We start from the raw sequence: 21,600 nt of genomic DNA, 5'->3' as shown, positions 1-21,600 counted from the left end.
CTATTCCATTTTCTTTAGAACAACTACATCATTTTGCCTATAATCTATTTGGAAATTAAGATCTACGATCCACCTGTAAGAATATTTTGGATCTAGAATAATGACCTTACTAGCATATCTATTCACCATTTTTTTAATTTCTTTTTCCATCTCTAAAGTCGGTATTTTAGAGATAATAACTACGTCATATTTTTTAGCTTCTTCTGGAACACTTGGATAAAAATGAAGCCTTGATGATCTGGAAGCAAAACAATTTTGAGCTATCACCAGTTCATTTATATCTGGCTCTATTCCCGTAATAGTTATTTCTGTATTCTTATAACCAAGAAAGATTTCAAGTAATCCACAACCAGAATAAATGTTAATAACAGTTTCTTTATTTTCAATAAAAGCGGAAAGTTTGAGATATCGCTCTTTTTGACTTTCAAACATTTTTTTTACAGTAGGAAATACGCTTTTGTATCTATAATTGTCCAAAACCAAATTCTTATAATATAACTTATCGATACTTTTCTTATCAAAAATATTTAGTAAAATCGTTCTTATATTAAATGCGGGTTTTCCTCGCGCTATTCTTTCTAGGAACAACATATTTAGAAAATATGACTGTAGGATAAATGCAACCAGCACCGCAGATAATACTCCTATAATAGAGACCAACGAAATAGACTCCAAAGCTGGATGCTTAGCAAAGAATAATGCACCTATACCTAAAAGTGTAGTAAACACAGATAGAATAATTGAAGTTCTATAAGTAATTAAAACTTTGGTACCGGTCTCATACTCCTTTAGAAAAGCATTTGTAATAAAAATGCTATAATCTAAGCCAAGACCAAATATAAATGTAGAAATTATAATGTTCAAGATATTAAATTCTATACCTAAAATGCTCATGATTCCTAAGGCTATTACCCAAGTAATTGCAATAGGGATAAGCGTAAGAACACTAATCTCTATAGATCTATAAGCCAATAATAAAATAAGAAATACCGCAATTATAGAATAGCCAATCAAGATATTAAAGTCTGATCTTAAATGCCCAAGGAAGTTTTGGTTGATCTGTTTTCTATCTATTACTACAACATTCCTAACACTTTTAAATTCTTTGATCAATCTAGGTATGTCTTCTTCGTTAACACTAACAGAAGTAGTTACTGTAGCAAAATTTTCTTTAGAAGAGATAAAATCGTCTAAATATAAATTTGTGGTACCACTATAATCTTTTAAATATATCGGGTTAAATTCAGAAGAAAGTAGCTCATAAAAGGTATTAAAACTTTCCGGTCTAAACCCGAAGGCATCAGACTGTTCTATAAGATCTTCTTGAATTAACTGTTTCTTATGCTCCGGCCAGAATTCTTTCCATCTTTCTATCTTTTCGAGCTGCGTATTAGTAGAAAGCACTACCCCACCAATGCTGCTATAATTTATGATCTTATTACTTTTCTTAAGTCTTGTAAGCTTTTTATAAAGCTCATTATTGAATTCTAATGCTTCATCTACCGTATTTCCGTAAGAAACTAGATAAATAGATTTAGCTGCTTTTCCAGCTATCTCTTGAACATGTTGTTCTGCCTGTTTAATATTTTGTGGTTCGTAATTTAACGCAGAAAGATCATTATTGAATTTAATCTTGGTAAAAAAGAACAATCCTATGATAAAGAGAATGAAAATTATAAGGGTTAAAGGTTTCTTTTTATGAAACTCTATGGATGCCAGTTTATCTATAAAATTAGAGCTGGTTGCACCATTACCTTTAGGCATTTTGTATAATTGTGGAATAAGAATCAACGCTAATATTGAAGCTACCATCACACTAATAGCTGCAAATATCCCTAGATCATTAAGAGCTTTACTCTTCACAAAAATTAAGCATAAAAATGCGACTGCAGTAGTACTGCTGCTCATTAAAACTGGCCTTGTAACTTCCTTATAAAGCTTTGGAATATTGTTGTTATTTCTATAATGTGTGAGAATATGCAACGCATAATCTATACTTATACCCAAGAGAACTGCCCCAATACCTACGGAAATTGCAGAAATATTTCCTTTGATTAAATAAAGTATTGCTAAAGCGGTTATTGCTCCAATTACACTTGGAATAAATAGTAAGATTGGAACATAGATTCTCTTATAATAAAAGATCAACAGAGAAAGTAGAATAATAGTTGCTATACCTAAGGTAAGTTGTATATCTTTTTTAATCTGATTGGCATTTGCCACGGAATAACGTACACCACCAAAAAATTCTCCCGAAATACCTTTAAATTCTTTATTTAATCGCGATTGAATTTCTTCTAATCTTTCAACGAAAATGGTATTCTTATTTGTTTCGGAAGCAGGATACTTTGGGCTTAAAAACAGTAACAGGTGTTTGTGATCTTTAGTAACCAAAAAGTTATTGTAAAGCTCAAAATCCTCACCTACCTGTAGTTCTTCTAATTTTTTTAAACCTAATGCAGATATAGATAATGGATCTTTAAAAAGATATTGCTTAGTAACTAGTCCTGTTGGAGAGATCAAACTTTTATAATTCTCTCTTAACCTATCTTTCAGACTATCCTTGTCAAGTCTTTTTTCTATTTCAGAATAGTCAGATTCATTTAAAAATAAAGGGATGTGCTGATATACAAAATCATAGATCTCCCGTATTCCCTCCTCTGGAACCTTGCCTTGAATTTGTTCTACATATTCTGGTAATTCCTGATCTATAGAATCTATAAATTGCTGCGCGTATTGAATGAGATCTTCTGGTTCTAAAAGGCTGGAATCTGCAGATACGGTAATTATTATCTTATCAGAAAATTCGGTTTGATCTAAAACTTTTTTTAAGGTATTTTGCTGTTCTCCACTAGGAATTAAACTAGTTATATCTTCTTCTAAAGTAATTCGTGAGGCTAGAAAAGTAATGATACCAAGAATTATAAGCCCAATTACAATAGCCGCTTTTTTATTCTGATTTATAAGAGTATAGATCTTTAACATTAAGGCTCTACTACTTGCTTTTGATTAGACACCGAAAATAATAAATAAAAGACAACCCACGTTAGTAAAGATGCTATTACGGCAAGACAAAGGCTACCTATTATATATTGTCTTAAACCTTGATATATAGCAGCTGCAGAGTCTATTTGTGAAATATCTAGATCTAAGGAGATTCCTTTCCCGGAGATCAAAGAACCTAACTGATAACTTAAATAAATGATAATAGGTATAAAGGGAGGAATACTAATGTTGGAAAAGACAAAAGCTGAAACCTTATTCAATTTAAATACTGCAGCTAATAAAAAAACTAACATTGTATGAAGTCCCCAAAAGGGCGAAATTCCTATAAAAATTCCCAGTGCTATGGCAGCAGCCTTTTTGCTAGGCGATTCCTGACTTTTTAGAATATCTTCCTTCCAAAATCTTTTGATCCCTTTTTCTTTAAAATCTTTGTACTTGTTTTGTGGATGGATATAAAAAAAACTTACCAGCACAAACCACATATACAATAGTACGATTCTGGTTATATCCCAAAATGGCCTAAAATGAGTAACTCTATTTTCCTTATCATAATAAACTTTAATGGGCACATTCTTCACATTCACCTTTCTCCAGGATGCTTTAACAATCACTTCTATCTCTAGTTCAAATTTCCAAGTATATAGAGGAATATCATTTACTATTTTTAATGGATAAAGCCTATAGCCACTCTGGGTATCATGTAATTCTGACCCTGTGACCACCATGTACCAAAAATTGGAAAACTTGTTACCTGTACTGCTCTTACCTGGAACATTTCCGCTCCCCATATTTCTATCTCCAACCAATAAGATCTCTTCTTCCGGAGCTTTATTTTCTAATTCTGATAAGAAAATTTCTAGATCGTCTGCATAATGTTGTCCATCAGAATCTATAGATATAGCATAATCATATCCTAGTTCTTGAGCTACCTTAAACGCTCTTTTAAGTGCAATACCTTTTCCGCAATTTTTCTTAAAATGTTCTACTGTTATATATGGATCTGCAGCTAGAATAGCTTTAGTACTATCTGTAGAACCATCGTTAACAACAACAATATTATGAGTGTAATGCTCCAGATCTTTCAGGACTATACCTAAAGATCTCTCATTATTATATGTAGGCATTATGATGCAACATTTAAGAGCATCAAATCTTGCTTGATATATTGGGGAAGAAGTCAAATATAGAGTCTAGATTAGACTACAAAAGTATTGTTTATAAATGGAGTGATAGCACCTTCAGTTCTATATTATCTATCTGAAATTATCTTATAAGTAGAATTGATCTTTAGCGCAACCTTATCTTGATGTTTTGCAATTGCCTTTAACTCAATAACACCATTATTTTCTGATATATGGGAATACATGGTGAAATTGGCTGAAAGATTAGGATCTACAACAGCCATAAACTTTACGTTCAACGCCTTTTCTAATTGAAGATTCTTATTTGTTCTCTTTTCAACCTCTTCTTTAAATAGTTGCATAAGAATAACTCCGGGAGTTACTGGTCTTTCCGGAAAATGACCAATGTAGATCTCATGATGTTTGTTTATAGAAATTTCGGTTATGATCTCACCGTTATCTTCTATAGTACTAACTTCTGTATAAAAATCTTTTAATTGCATGTGATCTCTCTTTTTAAAGAAATACTAAAATAGAGAGAAAATATAATGTTTACAGTCGAATCATTAAATTTTATAATAAACTCTAATAAGAATAACCAAGTCTTATTCCTTAAACACTTTAGGATCAATTTGTTTGTTGATACTAATATTTTTAAAGTGTATCTCCGTAAAATCTCCAGATTCTTCAACTAATTTCACAGTATCTACCAGATTTTGCCTGTTAAATTTAAGTACAATTTGAGCAAACATTTGTCTAAGCATCGCATCTCTTGGCACGAGTACTACCATCCTATCTGCATTCACACGAATATAGGTAATATCAAAATTATCTGTATCTGCCATCAATTTACCATTAACGCTCCCAGAAATAAGACTTACCAATTTTTCAAATATTTTATTAGACCTTAAATTAGTAACAGATTTTTCTCCTTCATCGTCCACGAACATCTGCCCTTCTTTAAATAACATCTGATAACTATAGGGCTTATAATACTCCCATTTTAGAACCTCTGGAGACTTAAAATACAATCTACCTGCGCTAACAGATTCGGCTTGCATCATCTGTATATATTTTACCTGCACAAAATCTCCAGACATGGTTTTGATCTCATCTGCACGATTCTCTACAGAATTCCGAAAGTTGGAAGTTGCCGAAACCGGAATTTGTCTTTGCTGAGCCATTCCGACTGCAGTAAACAAAAAGAATAAAATTTTAATTATACGCATCTATATTAAATAAAGTATCAACTCTAACTGGTGTGTAATTGTTGTCTTTCAAAAATATCAACAACTGTTCCAATATGTGTACGGTCTTAAGGTTGTTATCATGTAAAAGTATAACATCACCAGGTTTTATCTTTCTTAAAATTCTCCTCAGAACAAAATTGGAAGAGCTTAAAACTGCATCATAAGATCTTACATTCCACCCTACTACCACATGTCCGGTCTCAACTAGCGCTTTTTGAGTATTTGGATTTATTACTCCAAAAGGAGGTCTAAATGTTCTAGAATTAATTCCTGCAATTTTGTAGATAATAGCATCACAAGCTTTAATTTCTTTAACGATATCTTTTGAAGACAGGAAACCCATTTTTCTGGTATGAGAGTAAGAATGATTTCCTATAAAATGACCATCCTCTAAAAGTAATTGAAAAATTTCCGGATTATTTTCTATATGCTGACCTATGCAAAAGAAGCTAGCTTTAACATCATATTTTTTTAAGATACTTAAGATCTCTTTCGTATTTTCTACAGGGCCATCATCAAAAGTTATGGCAATACTTCTATCTCCTACTATGGGATTAGCGTTATGAGCACGAACAAAAAAATTAAGTCTAACATTGGTAGAAATAACAAGTAAGAAGATCAGATAACCAACCGTAACTCCAATAATCATCCAAAAAGAAATGAGATTTAGAAATGCAAGTAATACCCCAAAAGCTATGAGGAGAATCATAATTATATGTGCTACTTTAAATTTCAACGCTTCCTAATTAAAATAAGACTATGGTCTTCACCCTGATATTGATTATATAAAAGCACATACTTTATTTTACCAGCGGTAACACTATTAACTTTTAAGATCTCTGGAATAGTTTGCAATTCTATGATCTTACATCCTAGCCAAAGGGCATATCCAGAAACCGTATTATATTCACCTACCAAATGCTTATAAGCTAATTGCTGTGTCTTTTTGAGAATACCCGTAGTTAAAGCTTCATAAAAGTGGTCAAAATTTACATCCCCATTCTTACCCAAGATCACAAGATCTATATCTGCTGAGGCTATGCGATTTTTACCTAAAAACTCTTCAACTGTATTAGTTATATTTTCTACTTCTAAAGTTGCAATTATAGAAATATCCAATAATTCTACCAAGGAGCTCTTATTCTCAGAAGTTAAATTGAAAAAATGAGCCCCTTCAGAGGTAATCGTTCCACGAGAATCGCTTTTAAATAATTCTAAATTTGAAATTCTCTCTTTCTTAAGTTGATGATCAAACTCCATAAATCCAGTGATGGTTTCAGAAATTTCATCTACACCTCCTACCAGTACATTTTTACTATTCTTACCTTCATCAAATATCATCATGGCATCTAAAAGTGCCCATTCTAATGAAACAGAATTCTGTGAATATGTAACATTGTAAGCTTTACTATTAAGGTGTAGAGCAATCTGTCCCCCAATAGTATTGTGAGTAGAGTGTATGAAGGCTGTTGGAGATAATAATAGTTCTTTTTGTTTAATTACAGATTCTAAAAAACGTTCTGTATCTTGCTTACAGCCCTGTCCAGTGCCGGTAATTATAGCGTCCGGACATGTTACTTCTGCATCTTTAAGAGCCATAATTGCTCCCGAAATACTCATTTTTAAAGCCCTGGAGAGTCGGCGTAAAGATTTTGTAGGAATATATTCTTTATGGTTGAATGGAACTATTTCAAAAATTGGATCTGAGTAAACATTTGGAGCTTCGTTAAATACCGAAGCTTCTGTTTGAGCTGCAATGCTTGAAATTCCACTAATAAAGATTCTATTTTTCATCTTTACTAAAGATTAGAGAAGTACAATTACCTCCAAAACCGAAGGAATTGGATAAAATATTCTTTATTTTCCTGTCTTTAATTTTTGTTACTGGACTTAATTCGGTCTCATAAATTGATTTTTCAAAATTAAGATTAGGAAATATTTGCTGATTTTCTAACATTAACAAATTAAGAACTGCTTGTACTGCACCAGCTGCTGCCAAAGTATGACCGGTGAATCCCTTTGTAGAAGCAAAATCTGGAATATGGTTTTTGAATATTCTTTTCATGGCTGCACTTTCTGAGAGATCATTATTTTTAGTAGCCGTACCATGTGCATGAATAAAATCTATTTCTCCTAAATCTATTTCAGCAAAATTTATAGCGTTTTTCATCGCTAGATAGGCACCATCCCCTTCAGGAGATGAAGCGGTTTGATGATAAGAATCGTTCGTATTAGCATATCCGGTTACTCTACCTAGAACTTTCTTCCCATCTAAGCAGTTATCTGCCTCCAAAATCAAATATGCAGCACCTTCTCCCAGGTTCAATCCATTTCTTTCTTCATCAAAAGGTTTGCATGGAGCATCAGACAAGATCATTAAAGAGTTAAAGCCATTTAAGGTGAACTTTGTTAGACAATCTGTACCTCCAACGATCACTCTTTTAGATCTACCGCTATTAATTAATCGAGCACCTAACATAATTGCGTTAGCAGCTGAAGAACAGGCAGTACTAATAGTGGATACTTGGCCATTTATTTTAAAATACTTGGCAATTTGACAAGTAGTATAACCTGGATGCTGAGCTTTTATAAATTGCGTGTGACCGCCATTCTCAAAATCTGAATAAAACCTCTCTGTAGCATCTATACCTCCCACACTTGTACCAGAAATAAAATCACAGCTGTTTAAATCCTTTAGATTAAATTTAGCATGAGATATTGCTTCCTTAACGGCTATAATTCCCAATAATGAAGCTCTGGTAATTGGTTCAGAAATGGTGATATTAAGAGATCGTTGCAGCTCAAGATTAGTACGCTTTATCTCTCCAACAGGTAAATTTGTATGAGTGGTTTGAAGGATCTCTGAAAATGAAAGTCCGTTATTACCAGAACTAAGTGAACTGTAGGTCTCTTCTAAGTTATTTCCTATAGAAGAAATGATTCCCATTCCGGTAATGGCAATTCCTTTCCTCATAGATTATTTAGTGCGGTTAGCTTCAATAAATTCAGCCATTTTATTTATGGATATAAAGATATCTTTTCCTTGCTGCGGATCTGTAAGTTTAATACCGTAATCCTTTTCTAGTAGTACAATTAATTCTAATGCATCTATAGAATCTAAACCAACTCCATCCCCAAAGAGGTGTTCATTATCTTCAATATCTTCTACAGATAATTCTTCAAGATTTAATTGCTCGATAATACTAACTTTCAACTCTGTACGTAAATCACTCATTTTCAAAATAATATAACTGCTCTAAATTCTTAACGGTAAAAGGAATTTCCCCTACCTCAGAAATTAGGCACAAAAATACATCATATTCAGCATTTTTAAGGTCTATCCATCCACAAACCGCATCTTTAGCTTTTCCAGAATCAAGCAAAACCTGTGTGTAATCTCCAATAAGTTCTGCATCAAAAGTTTCTGATAAAAAGAAAATATTCTCACTTTGCAACTGATATCTTATACTTATTTCTCCTAAAACAATATTAGGTAAGGTATAGACAAAAACAGACGGTGAAACTATTTGAGATAAAGCATTTTGATGTATTTTATCTGTATCTAAACTTGAAGAATTATTGGAGAACACCAAGGCGGTATTTATATCTTGTTTTTCTATATTAAAAAGTATTTCTGTAGCCAGAATTCCTAATTTAGACATCCTATCCATTTTAAAGAATTTTGGATATGAAAGCTGTAAAAATTGATAGACTTCTTTAAAGAAAAGATCAATTTCAGCAATATCTAACTCAGACCTAAAAAGCAATTCCTGATTATTATAAATGGAACGATTTTTAATTCTTACAATATTATTAATATAAAACTGTTTACCCATCTATTTCCTTTTTAAATACCATCGCTAAATTACATCCTCCAAAACCTGAGGACGTTTTAATAGCATACCTCAAATTTTTAGTTTGATGCTTTTGTATGATATTGATAGGGTTTTCTATTTCTGAAGTTTCAAAATTTAAAGATTCATAAAGTTGATCTTTCAACATTGCATGCTTTAATATAATGCTTTCTAATAAAGATGCTGCACCCAACGTATGACCATAATAAGCCTTGTAACTGTTAATAGGCGTATGTTGAAGTCCTGCTTTAGTAAAGGCAATGGCTTCCATGCTATCGTTAAAAGAGGTTCCGGTTCCGTGTGCAGACAAATAATCTATTTGAGAAGATGAAACTTCAGCCTCATTCAAAGCTGTTGTAAGGCTTTTATAAAGTCCTTCTCCTGTTCTGGATGGTCCAGAAATATGATTGGCATCATTGGCTGAAGCATCTGCTATTAAACTTACAGCTTCATTTATATTTTTCTCTTTAGAAACAAGAACCGCTGCTGCAGCCTCTCCTAAACTTATTCCTGTTCTATTTGCCGAAAATGGTTTGCACGGCTCATTGCTAATCGCTTGAAAAGAATTAAAACCGGAAACAACAAATTCTGAAACAAGATCTCCTCCAACAACAATGGCTTCTTTAAATTTTCCAGAGTTTATAAATCTTCTCGCCACTGCCAAGGCAAGTCCGCCAGAAATGCAAGCATTAGAGATAACGATTGGTTTTTTAGAGAAATGGAAAAATTGTTGGATCACATTTGCTAATTCAGAGAGCAGCACCCGTTTTTCAGGGAATTTAGAAGCAACCATTAAAACGTCTATATTCCCTTTGGTAGTAGAAACTATCAGCTGTATTTCTTTTAAATTGATCTGTGTACTCTGATCTAAAACTGCTTGTACCGCCAAGATCATCATTTTTTCTAACTTGGTATATTCCTCAGAATTTCCAATTTTAGAAAATGACTTAGTCAAGATATCGTCATCTATAATCCCCGCATAAAAACTATTATGCTCGAACCTTGAGTTTGGATGTAATTTTAACCCTGATTGCTTTGCTAAAATAAATTGAATATTTTCAGCAGTGGTAAAGCCTAAGGGTGAGATAATTGCATCTTCATGCAGGTAGATCTTCTTCATTTATTCAAATTCCATATTCTTCTTCCAATCTAAGAAAAATGGAGGATTGGTCAATATTAATTCTCTGTTTTCTCCTAAAAATACTTGAACTGTCTCCCCTATACAAATAACCTTATTTTCTAAAATTAGCTTATAGGTAAAATGCATTTTTGCGGCATCACAAGGCTGAAAAGTAGTTTCAATGGTAAAAACATCGCCATATTGCAAAGGCAATTTATGTTCGCATATAGATTTTACAATAGGCGTTGCAAAGCCATTACTCTTTGCATCTAAATAAGATAAACCGTGCTTTCTGCAAAACGCCTCCCTACCCTCTTCAAAATATTTAAGATAATTTCCATGCCATACAATCTGTAAAGGATCGCATTCGTAGAACTGAACTCTTCTTTCTAATCGAGATGTGAGTAACTGCTTTTGCATCTTAATCTACAGTAACTGTTTTCATTTCAGAAGTTGCAATAACTTTTCCTTCTTCATTCTTAGTAATAGCAGATACCGAAGTTACATTCATGATCTCATGAAGTATTTCTACATATGTAGTAAGATGCGTGCCGGCCTTAGGTAGCTCTAAGATCTCAACAGTTTTAATAGCACCAATAAACCCTGTTCTTGGCTTATCTAAACCTTCTAAAAATCCTTGATACCCTCTATGTAAAGACATGCTTTGCGCCATGTGCTCTATAAGTCCAGGTTCAGAAAATACTCCATCTTCTACAAGAATATTATCTTCTAAAATATCAAAGCCGGAAGTGCCGGTAAGTTTAGTGTAATCATACAACGCATCTACCATTACAAATGGAGGTTTCTGCGGAATTAATTGTAAAATTCTATCTAGAGATTTTATAGGCTCTTTCAGTAAATTTTCTGCCATGAAAATAGGTTTTATTTGAAATCCTTCCAATAATCATAATAATTATACCATTGATGAGGATATTGCTTCACCATGGTTTCAAGGTTTCCAAGATACGCTTTTAATAATTCTTTTGTGCTGTGCTCTTTAGCAATATAGGGTCTTGCATAGAAATGATAATGAAAATTTTGCTCTCTCATAATATGCACAAACAAGACCGGAATTTTATTTCTGATGGCTAATTTAAATGGTCCTTGTGGAAATTGAACTTCTTTTCCTAAAAATTCCTCCGAATATGTTTTTGCATTTGGTAAATATCTATCGGCTGCAAAAACGAGCAATTCATTATTTTTCAGCGCTTCATTCATTTTAAAAATATGAGAAAGATCATCTTGCAGAACAATGCTTTTTATCATGGATTTTCCGGTAACAGATTCCAAATAATTTTTAATCTCACGATGTTCCAGATCTGTCATCACCAAATTCACCACCGCTGGATTATTCTTCTCATCAAAAAAATGTTTTGCCAGATTAAAATTTCCAATATGAGCCGTAAGTAAAATTCCTCCTCTATTTTCTGAAAGCATTTCTTTGATATAATGAATACCGTCAAACTCAAAAGTGAATTTCTTCTTTAAACCTACCGCAATTGCTATTCTATCTAACTGAATTCTCCCAAATGTAAAATAACTTCTATACACCTGAAATGCTGAATTTAATACTGAATAACCTAGTCTTTTTCTGAAAAGATAATAGGTACTTTTTGTTGAAGTGTAAGAAAATATGATAAAATAAGCCGCAACAAAGAGAAGTACAAAATAAGCCACCAATAAGCCAAAGGTCTTAATGATAAGAACATAAATCTTAAAACCAAGAACGGTTCCTCTGGATTGGCCTTTCCATTCTGACATTTTTATGAATATAAACCTCCATTAATATTAATAACTTCCCCGGTAATATAAGATGCTTTTTTAGAAGCTAGAAAAGCCACGAGTTCTGCAACTTCTTCTGCCTCTCCAAATCTATTTAAAGGGATTTGTTTCTTTAGTTCCTTTTCATCAAAATCTGCAGTAAGATCAGACTTTATGAAACCCGGAGCTACAGCATTTACGGTCACATTCCTTTTACCTATTTCTTGTGCCAATGCTTTGGTTGCAGCAATTACGGCTCCCTTAGCTGCAGAATAATTTACTTGCCCTGCATTTCCCTTAACTCCCGAAAGGGAAACTATATTGATTATTCTACCAAATCTGGAGGTAAGCATGTCCTTCAATAAAGGTTGAGTAACATTATAAAAGCCTTGCAGACTAGTATTTATTACAGAATTCCAATCATCTGGTTTCATCCACATAAATAATCCATCTCTGGTAATTCCTGCATTATTTACTATTACTTCCACTTTAGCTTCAGAATGCTCTTCCATCCATTCTTTTAAAATTTGAGAAGTTTGTTCTGTATTAGCTACATCAAACTTTAATAAAGTGCATGAAACATTCTCAGCTTCTACCAAAACCTGAGTTTCTTTCGCTGCAACATCATTAGCCGCATAATTAAGCAGAATATTATAATGTAATTCTGAAGCCAGTTTAATAGCGATTGCTTTTCCAATTCCTCTGGAACCTCCTGTTATTAATGCATACTTATTGTTCATTTTAAAAGTTCCTTAAATTAATAAGCATCATTATTTTGAAGGTAGACCTTCACTTGCTCTAAAGTTTCTGAAAGCGATAGATCTTCTTTTATTTCAGGAATTATATTTTCAAATATCTTAACTTTTTCCAAGGTTTTACTGGATAGCTTATCATTAAAATCTAAATATTTCAATGCTTGCATTATTGTTACCAGTTCTACAGAGATCACCTGAAAGGAATTTTCTATCACTGTTTTAGTAATATTAGCAGCATTAGTTCCCATGCTTACGATATCTTGATTATCGTTATTATTTGGAATACTGTGCACATACATAGAATTAGATAGCATTTGGTTTTCTGCCGTGGTAGAAACTGCACTAAATTGAGCTCCCTGCATCCCAAAATTTAACCCAAGCACTCCAAGATTTACAAATGGAGGAAGAATATTATTCAACTTATTGTTTAACAGATAATTTAGCTGACGTTCTGCTAAAATACTCAGTTTAGTAACTACCAATTTTAACTTGTCCATTTCAAGCGAAACATAATCACCATGAAAATTCCCGCCATGATATACCTGTTTACTTTTAACGTCTATAATTGGATTATCATTAGCCGAATTTACTTCTTCCAGTAAGATCTTTTTTACATTTTCAATAGTATCATAAACAGGCCCTAAAACCTGTGGCACACATCGTAAACTATAATATTCTTGCACTTTTTCTTTAAAATATTCTTTTTCAGAATGATTGCCACTATACAAATGCTCGTTCCTATCTCTGGTAAGTTGACTATCAGATAAATGACTTCTCATTTTTCTAGCTATTTTCTGTTGCCCTACATGTAACTTTGCATTATTCAATTCTTCCGACAAATGATCATCATAAGCTTGCACGATCTCATTGATCGCTGAAGAACAGAAGATCGACCAATCTAATAATCTTTTTGCGTAGATCACATTAACAATTCCAATACCTGTCATTGCAGAAGTTCCGTTCATTAATCCAAGTCCTTCTCTCAACTCAATTTTTATTGGATCTATATTTTCTGAATTAAAAACTTCCTTTGTTTTTCTTCGTTCACCCTCAAAAAAAACTTCTCCTTCTCCAATTAACACCAATGCAAGATGTGCTAATTGAACCAGATCACCAGAAGCACCTACTCCTCCATGTTCATAGATAACAGGCGTTATATTTTTATTGATCAAACTGGTCATAGTTTCAATTACCGAAGAATGCACACCAGATTTACCCAAGGCCAAGGTATTTAATCTGGCGAGCATTAATGCTTTTACATACATGGGCTCCATTGGCTTGCCCATTCCCGAGGCATGACTTCTTATCAAGTTGAATTGAAGTTTTACACGATCTTTCTCTTTGATCTTATATTGAGCCATAGGCCCAAAGCCTGTATTAACACCATAGATAATTTTATTTTCTGAAAATTCTTTCAAAAAATCGAAGCTTTCCGAAACCCTTTTTAGCAAGGTTGTATCTAATTCAATTTTTTGATCATGAAGTAGAACTTGAAAGAAATCTTCGAAATCTAGGGCATCTTTAATATGAAGCATATTCTCAAAATCTGGGGTTATGATGGTAGTGCCGAGTTGTTAAAACTCTTAACAAATGTACTATATTTACAGCGCAATTAAAATGTAATGAAAAGGGAAATTACAGATATCCTTATAATTGGCGCCGGGCCATCCGGAATGGTCTCTGCCTCCTATCTTCATAATCAAGGATTTAAAATTAAAGTAGTGGAAAAATCTAAATTTCCACGATTTAGCATTGGCGAGAGTTTGATTCCTCGATGTATGGATAATTTTGAAGAAGCCGGATTGCTGGAAGCGCTTAAAAAAGTTGGATTTCAGAAGAAATTTGGAGCTCGATTTATTAAAGACAATTTAGTAGGGGAATTTGATTTCTCAAAGAAACACGGTAAAGGATGGGATTGGACCTGGCAAGTACCAAGAGCCGATTTTGATAATGCTCTAGCTCAAGAAGTTATTAATAAAGGGGTTGATATTTTATTTGAATCCGAAGTTATTAATGTAGAATTTAAAGAAGAATTCTCTGTTACTACCATCAAAGATCAGAATGATACAATTTCCGAAATTCAGGCCAGATTTATAATAGATTCTAGTGGATTTGGACGAGTGCTGGCAAAACAGTTAAAACTTGAAGCGCCACCTCAAATAGCCTCTCACTCTTCTATTTTTACTCATATCAAAGAACATGATAGACCACAAGGAAAAGAAGGAGAATTAATAACCTTTGAGGTTCTAGAGACTAAGGTTTGGTTTTGGTATTTTCCTTTTTCCAATGGAAATTCTAGCTTAGGGTTTGTTGGTCCAAACGAGTGGTTTGAGAAATTTGAAGGTAACAATGAGGAAAAATTCCGTAAAATGCTTAAAGAATTAAAATTCTACTCAGGACGATTTAAAGAGCATGCATTTCTCTTTGATCCTATTCAAGTAGAAAATATATCAAAAAATGTCACCCAACTTCATGGACCAGGATATGTATTAACCGGAAATAGTGCAGAATTTTTAGATCCTGTTTTCTCTTCAGGAGTTTCATTTGCTACAGAATCTGGTTTATTGGCTTCTAAATTGGTTACAAAAGAACTATCGGGAGAACAGGTAAATTGGGATGACGAGTACTCATCTTATATTAAGAAAGGAGTAGATGTATTTTCGAGTTATGTAAAAGAATGGTATACAGGAAATTTGCAAAAGATCATTTTTCATCCATCTCCTAGAACAGATATTAAAGAGCAAATTTGTGCTGTTCTTGCAGGTTATGTTTGGGATGAAACTAATCCCTTTGTAAAAAAACATTCCAGGATCATTAAAAATATTGTCCATCTCATAGAAATGGAAGAAAAAGACTTAAAAAAAAATTAAAGTTAAAATTCTGATGTCAAAGGCTTTATAAAAAAGGTTTAGAATTTACTTCAAAAATGTTTAAAAAGGTTTGCATGGTATGAAGGTAAAAGCTACATTTGCAACCGCAAAATAATTGCAATCGTTCTTATTTTAATGGAGAGTTGCCAGAGTGGTTAATGGAGCAGTTTGCTAAACTGTCGACGAGCAATTGTCGCATGAGTTCGAATCTCATACTCTCCGCAAAACGTTTAATTCTAACCGAATTATTCGGGGTGTAGCGTAGCCCGGTTATCGCGCCTGCTTTGGGAGCAGGAGGCCGCAGGTTCGAATCCTGCCACCCCGACAATTACGGTGTCAATAGACATCAAAATATAGCTAATCTTATGAAAATCAAGGATTTTCATTTTTCTTGAAATCATAAGATTGGCTTTAATATCAATTCAAAGATTACCTATTCGGTTACCTAAATTGTTACCAGAATTTTCACTACATTGGTAATTCAATAGATTTGACTTTCGCAGCGATTTGACTTTCGTAAACAAATCGATTATTCACTTAAAGCGAGAGTTTATGCAGACTTCAAAGACTTTTAGTATTCATTTTTGGCTGAGTATGGCCAAGAAAAAAGATGATTTGGCACCCATTTATGGCCGTATTACGGTAGATGGGAAACGTGCCGAGATCAGTTTAAAACGATCCACATCGGTTACCTATTGGGATACCCGTTCCAAGAGGGTAAATTCGAGAACTTCTGAGGGGAAAGCCCTCAATGTCTATTTAGACCAGGTCTATTCCGATTTATTGGAATGCCACAAACAGCTTCTGGGCGAATCCAAATACGTTACCGCCCAAGCTATCAAAGCCCGTTATCTCGGGGAAGATGAACAGCACAAAACGCTGCTTCAACTGGTTACCTACCATAATAAGAATATGGTTTCAGTACTCAAGCCCGGCACGTTGAAAAATTATTTCACAACGGAACGCTATATTAAACGGTATTTGAAGCGCAAACTAAAGACCAATGACGTTTTTCTGAAACAGCTGTCGTACAAATTCATCATTGACTTTGAACAGTTCCTACGCACCGGAAAATCCATAAACCGTTCCCAGCCCTTAAAGAACAACGGGGTTATGAAACATTTGGAACGTTTGAAAAAGATGATGAACCTTGCCCTTCGGTTGGAATGGGTCGAGAAAGACCCTTTTGTCAGGTTCTCACTTAAGTTCACAAAACACCAACGGGCATTTTTATCACAATCGGAACTTGAAGTTTTGGAATCTGGTCAGCTTTTAAAAGGGATGCACCAAAAAACGAGGGATGTTTTTGTTTTTGCCTGTTATACGGGACTATCCTATATCGATGTGAAATTGCTCTGCGATGATCATATTGTACGTGGAATCGATGGGGATTACTGGATATTCACAAAAAGGGAAAAGAATGATGAAGCGGTAAAAATTCCTCTTTTGGATAAAGCGCTTGCTATCCTGAAAAAATATGATCAAGAACCTAAAGGCAAGCAAGAAAAACTGCTACCGGTTTTTTCCAATCAAAAGATCAATAAATATTTGAAGGAAATAGCGGCAATCCTAAAAATCAATAAAAAGCTCACGTTCCACGCAGCCCGACATACGTTTGCCACTACCGTTACGCTTTCCAATGGTGTGCCCATTGAGACCGTTTCAAAACTACTGGGTCATACCAAGCTTTCCACAACGCAAATCTATGCCCGGGTCATCGAGCAGAAAGTATCTTCGGATATGCGTTCGTTACGCGGTAAATTAAACACCAAGGACAAAGCTGAAACTAGGGTGCATTATCAATAATTCATTTCGGAAAACACCTTTTAGGTTCTAATCCAGTCGGCACTCTTATTTTTTCCAGTCTAATCCCTTGCTGATTTTGGTTTTTTATTGAGCCATAATTTTCTGTGTTAAGTCATTTTATATCCTTAAAATAGGAAGCTTACTAAGCAAATGTAAATTTTCGTTTATGGTTTTAAATCTATATAAAAATATAAGTGGTAAAGTTTGCTTATAATCAATGGTAAACTCGTAAAATACCATTGATAAAAGTGAATGCCTATTTGTAATTATCAAGATAATTTTGAAGAAAAGAATTGATTTTCCGTAATATTAATATCTTTAACAAAATTTTTTATTTATGACTATAAAATATGCTTCCCTTAACCATATAAATCATAGAGACTCTTCAATAAGAGATATTAACATTACACATAGCGACTCCTTAAAGGAATATACAGACAAACTATTTAAGGAAATAACGGATAGTCCCAGAAAAAGACAGTATATATTTTCTAGTTCAAAATCAGAGGTAAGAAATGTTCTAGATGATATCGTTACAGATAACAACCGGAAAAAATCAATTAATTTGGCTGCCCAGCGCCTCTTAAATAAAGAAAAAGATGCCCAACAACAGCTTGACAATAAGAAATTAAAAGTAGATATTTTAAAGGGCAGTTTGTTCCAAGCATATATTGAAATAGATGGAAAGGAAAATATTATTATTTGTAAGGCCGATCATAATGAATTTCTTGATGAAAATTCTCTTACGATTCGTAGTGGATTGCCTTGGGATAAAAAAATTTTTAAAGCAGCGTTGATACATTTGAAAGATGGAATTGTTGCAGATGAAGTCGATGTCTTGGATGCTAACTTATCTAAATATTGGTGGAGAGAATTTTTAGAGCTTGAAGCTAAACATACAGATGCTTTTAATACAGAAAAATCTATGGATTTTTTTGATACTCGAGTTTTTAGCGGAATTAAAAAGAAACATCCAGCTGATTATCGTATCCTCAGAAACAGCTTCGTTGGCTACTATCGCAGGAAGGATATATTTGAAATAGAAGATTTTATAGAAACTCTTTTCTCAAATTATGAACCTGAAGATGAAAATTTAAAAATTGATCCCTTGGTTGCTAAAATTAGATCTTTACCATCCAGTTTAGGTTTTGATAAAGCATTTGATATTTCAAAAAAACACATTAAAAAAAGAATGTCCACTAGGGTCAAAGTATCTGATGCAATTGATCTGTACCTAAAGACAGACGTTCCACATTTCAGAAAAACATTACGCTCAGGTAAAACCAGTAGTGGTCAAATGTATTTGCAGATTTTAACAGAAAATGAAGATGTTTATAAAGAGTTTTTGAGAAATGAAGATGAATAGCATTTCAGAAATAGTAGGTTTTATTTTTTCCAATGGAGACGATCTTATTTGCGATGATCGCTATGAAAAGACCATTATTTCGGGGATTGTCAAGGAAAAAACATCATTAAGAAATGAAGGAAATTTAAATATTTTTTTTAATGGTATTTCTGATGAGTGGAGTTTGGCAATTACGCTAAATGGGGATGAAAATCTATTGACCTGTTCGAATTCTATAGATCAAAATTTTGTTAGTGAGTATAACGCGATTCAACTTCTTCAAGATGAAGAATTATCTCTAAAATTAGAAATCTATAAAGATACAAGGAAGGTTAATAGAAACGTATATTGTGAAAAAGCTTTTAACGAGTGGATTGAATCTAGATCGGCGATTGATCTGTTAAAGACAATTTCTAATGATATAAAAAAAAATGGTTTTGTCAATTTTAATATAATTGAAAATAATCAGGCTCATTTATATTCAAAGCGTGTAAGAGTAAATGATTCAACTTCTGTAAATAAAAATTTAAAAGCATATCCTGAATATTCAAATTTTGATCAAAATAATGAATATCCCTATATAGGAACTGACTTTAAAGTTTTAGAGAAAAATTTGAGCTGTCTTTTTTTACCATCTCGTCTCACAAATTTGAGTAATTTGTTTTCAATTACGAGCCTTTTTGATGTTACCTATTTGCAGGGAGATAATTTATTTTACCAGTTAAAAGGTTATAAATTTTTTCAAGGAAAGTTACCTGTTAAGGATCTAACAAAAAACTACAATATATATTCAAAAATTAATAAATGGATTTTTGACGACAGTGCCAATATTGCTGATAAACTAGGCATATCGAAAAACATTATATCCCTACATATCACGGAAAACAACATACTTTTAAATGATTCAGTATTTAGCTCTATTCTCTCTGGACACAAAATTTACCTCAAAGAAAATGTTTCTCAATACCTTAAAGTTAGATCCAAAATAAATGATGAATTAGCCGATATTTTAAAAGAAATAAGGAGTAGCCTTCAAGAATTGAGAACAAATTACCAAAAAAGTAATTTTCTTTACATATCCTTTTTTATGTCTGTTTACGTACTTAGAACCTTAATTAAGAAGGATTTTGAACAGATTTTTACCAAAGATACTACCGTGCTTTTCTTCGCTTTTATAGGAATATCCGTAATATATCTTATTTACACAATTTGGTCGGTTATCACAATGAGAGATAGGATAAAAAAACACTATCGAAGTGTTAAGGTAAAAAATCTGGATATAATGGAAAAATCAGACATAGAGCGAATTTTAAAAAATGATTCTGAATTTGATGATGAAATATCATATTTCAATACAAGAATAAGCGTCTATGTAATCCTATGGATTTTAACTATGGTTGTCCTTACGTTTGCTGTACTCTATTTATCCGAAGCTATCTAATTTCTATTAATTGAGACACTAATTACACTCAGCCCATTCCCCTGTATTCCGCAGAAAAAGCTCCATTTCGGGAAAAGCGCTTCATTACAGAGGTCTTGGACACAACTCCAAAGCTTCCGATTTCCATTCCTCTTGCCCGCTCATTCCCGGGAAAAACCGGGAAGCGGCCAAACTCCATTTCAATCTACAGCTTTGAAGTCAAGTCCGCTTTAAATCCTACTTCAAGAGGATTATCCTTTTCCATAACCCGGTCAGCACATTGCCGCTCCATTCCGCGCCCGCCTGCCGAAGGGGCAGGAATCGCTCCATTCCGGGCAAAGAGCTTTCCTACATAGGTCTTGGACACCATCCCCGATTGCTATTTTCCGTTCCGTTTGCCCTTCCCGCGCTGCCGGGAAGCGCACTCCATTCCAATACGAAATCGTGAACGAAGTCCGCCAAATCGGAATTCCATTTAATTATTTAGTCCCGCTTCCTATGTTTTTATACTTCACAAAAGGCATTTAGACCTACTCCCGAGCCACCGCTGTCCCAACCGTTTTTTTGTAGGCAAAATACCAACATTTGGAAGTTAAACGGAGTGCATAACCGGTCGTGGCTCCCTTTTATAACTCCTTATTAATTCCAAATATTGAAAATGTATCAGCAACAAAAAAAGGTAACAGCGGACGGCTCTATGGGAAGTAAATCTAAACTGAATATTATGAAATCTTACAAAAACATCAAAAAGGAAGCGGGACTAAAAAAACAAAAAAAGGAAAACGCTCTGGATATAATAAGTAAATCACTTCAAAAAAACATAAACGCAAACTATCCGAAGGGTTCGGGTAGCCTTAATTAATCTTTAATTCTTTTATTATGAACACTTTAAAAAATCACGTACAGTTAATCGGAAACGTTGGCCAAGAGCCACAAATCACGAACCTTGAAAGCGGTAAAAAAGTAGCCCGTCTTTCACTCGCCACGAACGAGTATTACAAAGATGCCAAGGGCGAAAAAGTCCAAAATACCGAATGGCACACAATTGTAGCCTGGGGCAAAACTGCCGAAATCATCGAGAAGTATGCCGGAAAGGGCAAGGAAATCGGGGTAACCGGGAAATTGAAATCCCGAAGCTACGAGGACAAGGACAGTATCAAAAGATATGTTACCGAATTGGAAGCCAACGAAATCCTTTTGTTGGGAACTAAGAACGGCAATAATTCAGCCGATTAATTTAAAAATAAAGAGGGCGTTTCCGTCTAAAGTTGCGCCCTCTTTTTTCATTATTA

At 33.7% G+C, this 21,600-nt stretch carries 21 protein-coding genes and 2 tRNA genes; 8 read left to right on the top strand and 15 right to left on the bottom strand.

Annotated features, from left to right (window positions below; genetic code table 11):
• From BLT84_RS12295 to hutH, 15 genes are all read right to left on the bottom strand, one after another.
• A complete protein-coding gene (locus tag BLT84_RS12295) occupies positions 1-2,985 on the bottom strand; it encodes an MMPL family transporter (RefSeq protein ID WP_091266173.1) in 2,985 nt (994 codons plus the stop codon).
• Positions 2,985-4,130: a DUF2062 domain-containing protein gene (locus BLT84_RS12290; protein ID WP_231929318.1), complete on the bottom strand. Its 1,146-nt coding sequence runs from the start codon at positions 4,128-4,130 to the stop codon at positions 2,985-2,987. Before BLT84_RS12290 ends, BLT84_RS12295 begins: the two co-directional genes overlap by 1 nt.
• Before the next feature lie 125 nt (positions 4,131-4,255).
• The gene (locus BLT84_RS12285) at positions 4,256-4,630 is read right to left on the bottom strand and encodes a hydroxymyristoyl-ACP dehydratase (RefSeq protein ID WP_091266168.1); all 375 of its coding nucleotides are present in this window, start codon (positions 4,628-4,630) and stop codon (positions 4,256-4,258) included.
• Between the two features lie 102 nt (positions 4,631-4,732).
• On the bottom strand, positions 4,733-5,329 hold the full coding sequence (locus tag BLT84_RS12280) for a LolA family protein (RefSeq protein WP_231556206.1): 597 nt from the start codon (positions 5,327-5,329) through the stop codon (positions 4,733-4,735).
• A gap of 13 nt (positions 5,330-5,342) precedes the next feature.
• Positions 5,343-6,113 (bottom strand): polysaccharide deacetylase family protein, encoded by a 771-nt coding sequence (locus BLT84_RS12275; protein WP_231929316.1) that lies wholly within the window; start codon positions 6,111-6,113, stop codon positions 5,343-5,345.
• The gene (locus tag BLT84_RS12270) at positions 6,110-7,171 is read right to left on the bottom strand and encodes a beta-ketoacyl synthase chain length factor (protein ID WP_091266165.1); all 1,062 of its coding nucleotides are present in this window, start codon (positions 7,169-7,171) and stop codon (positions 6,110-6,112) included. Before BLT84_RS12270 ends, BLT84_RS12275 begins: the two co-directional genes overlap by 4 nt.
• Positions 7,161-8,351: a beta-ketoacyl-[acyl-carrier-protein] synthase family protein gene (locus BLT84_RS12265; protein ID WP_034892661.1), complete on the bottom strand. Its 1,191-nt coding sequence runs from the start codon at positions 8,349-8,351 to the stop codon at positions 7,161-7,163. Before BLT84_RS12265 ends, BLT84_RS12270 begins: the two co-directional genes overlap by 11 nt.
• Before the next feature lie 3 nt (positions 8,352-8,354).
• The gene (locus BLT84_RS12260; RefSeq protein ID WP_091266162.1) at positions 8,355-8,612 is read right to left on the bottom strand and encodes a phosphopantetheine-binding protein; all 258 of its coding nucleotides are present in this window, start codon (positions 8,610-8,612) and stop codon (positions 8,355-8,357) included.
• Complete coding sequence (locus BLT84_RS12255) at positions 8,605-9,213, bottom strand: hypothetical protein (RefSeq protein ID WP_091266160.1); 609 nt, start codon at positions 9,211-9,213, stop codon at positions 8,605-8,607. Before BLT84_RS12255 ends, BLT84_RS12260 begins: the two co-directional genes overlap by 8 nt.
• Positions 9,206-10,351, bottom strand: coding sequence for a beta-ketoacyl synthase N-terminal-like domain-containing protein (locus BLT84_RS12250; protein ID WP_091266158.1), 1,146 nt, complete (start codon positions 10,349-10,351; stop codon positions 9,206-9,208). The genes BLT84_RS12255 and BLT84_RS12250 overlap by 8 nt, the downstream gene beginning before the upstream one ends.
• On the bottom strand, positions 10,352-10,771 hold the full coding sequence (locus BLT84_RS12245) for an acyl-CoA thioesterase (protein ID WP_091266155.1): 420 nt from the start codon (positions 10,769-10,771) through the stop codon (positions 10,352-10,354).
• A gap of 1 nt (position 10,772) precedes the next feature.
• Positions 10,773-11,222 (bottom strand): hypothetical protein, encoded by a 450-nt coding sequence (locus BLT84_RS12240; RefSeq protein ID WP_034892647.1) that lies wholly within the window; start codon positions 11,220-11,222, stop codon positions 10,773-10,775.
• An 11-nt stretch (positions 11,223-11,233) separates the two neighbouring features.
• Positions 11,234-12,112, bottom strand: coding sequence for a lipid A biosynthesis acyltransferase (locus BLT84_RS12235; RefSeq protein WP_034892643.1), 879 nt, complete (start codon positions 12,110-12,112; stop codon positions 11,234-11,236).
• Between the two features lie 2 nt (positions 12,113-12,114).
• The gene (gene fabG / locus BLT84_RS12230) at positions 12,115-12,852 is read right to left on the bottom strand and encodes a 3-oxoacyl-ACP reductase FabG (RefSeq protein ID WP_091266152.1); all 738 of its coding nucleotides are present in this window, start codon (positions 12,850-12,852) and stop codon (positions 12,115-12,117) included.
• A 17-nt stretch (positions 12,853-12,869) separates the two neighbouring features.
• Positions 12,870-14,402, bottom strand: a complete 1,533-nt coding sequence (hutH, locus tag BLT84_RS12225; RefSeq protein ID WP_091266149.1) for a histidine ammonia-lyase — start codon at positions 14,400-14,402, stop codon at positions 12,870-12,872.
• A gap of 87 nt (positions 14,403-14,489) precedes the next feature.
• Between hutH and BLT84_RS12220 the strand changes: the two genes are divergently transcribed.
• The 8 genes from BLT84_RS12220 to BLT84_RS12185 all read left to right on the top strand — a co-directional run bounded on the left by BLT84_RS12220 (position 14,490) and on the right by BLT84_RS12185 (position 21,544).
• On the top strand, positions 14,490-15,737 hold the full coding sequence (locus BLT84_RS12220; protein ID WP_091266146.1) for an NAD(P)/FAD-dependent oxidoreductase: 1,248 nt from the start codon (positions 14,490-14,492) through the stop codon (positions 15,735-15,737).
• 137 nt (positions 15,738-15,874) lie between these two features.
• A tRNA-Ser gene (locus tag BLT84_RS12215) sits at positions 15,875-15,959 on the top strand.
• Between the two features lie 28 nt (positions 15,960-15,987).
• Positions 15,988-16,062, top strand: a tRNA-Pro gene (locus tag BLT84_RS12210).
• Positions 16,063-16,289: 227 nt separating this feature from the next.
• Positions 16,290-17,543: a site-specific integrase gene (locus tag BLT84_RS12205; RefSeq protein ID WP_091266142.1), complete on the top strand. Its 1,254-nt coding sequence runs from the start codon at positions 16,290-16,292 to the stop codon at positions 17,541-17,543.
• A gap of 337 nt (positions 17,544-17,880) precedes the next feature.
• Positions 17,881-18,909 (top strand): hypothetical protein, encoded by a 1,029-nt coding sequence (locus BLT84_RS12200; protein WP_091266139.1) that lies wholly within the window; start codon positions 17,881-17,883, stop codon positions 18,907-18,909.
• Entirely contained in the window at positions 18,896-20,329 is a 1,434-nt protein-coding gene (locus BLT84_RS12195; RefSeq protein WP_091266136.1) for a hypothetical protein, read from the top strand. Before BLT84_RS12200 ends, BLT84_RS12195 begins: the two co-directional genes overlap by 14 nt.
• Positions 20,330-20,966: 637 nt before the next feature.
• Positions 20,967-21,170, top strand: a complete 204-nt coding sequence (locus tag BLT84_RS12190; RefSeq protein ID WP_091266133.1) for a hypothetical protein — start codon at positions 20,967-20,969, stop codon at positions 21,168-21,170.
• Between the two features lie 17 nt (positions 21,171-21,187).
• Positions 21,188-21,544 (top strand): single-stranded DNA-binding protein, encoded by a 357-nt coding sequence (locus tag BLT84_RS12185; RefSeq protein ID WP_091266129.1) that lies wholly within the window; start codon positions 21,188-21,190, stop codon positions 21,542-21,544.
• Positions 21,545-21,600: the final 56 nt, after the last annotated feature.

The sequence above is a fragment of the Gillisia sp. Hel1_33_143 genome (genome assembly GCF_900104765.1).
In the GTDB taxonomy this organism is placed as follows: domain Bacteria; phylum Bacteroidota; class Bacteroidia; order Flavobacteriales; family Flavobacteriaceae; genus Gillisia.
Note: the sequence above shows the minus strand (reverse complement) of the source record. Positions and strands in the feature narration are given on the sequence as shown.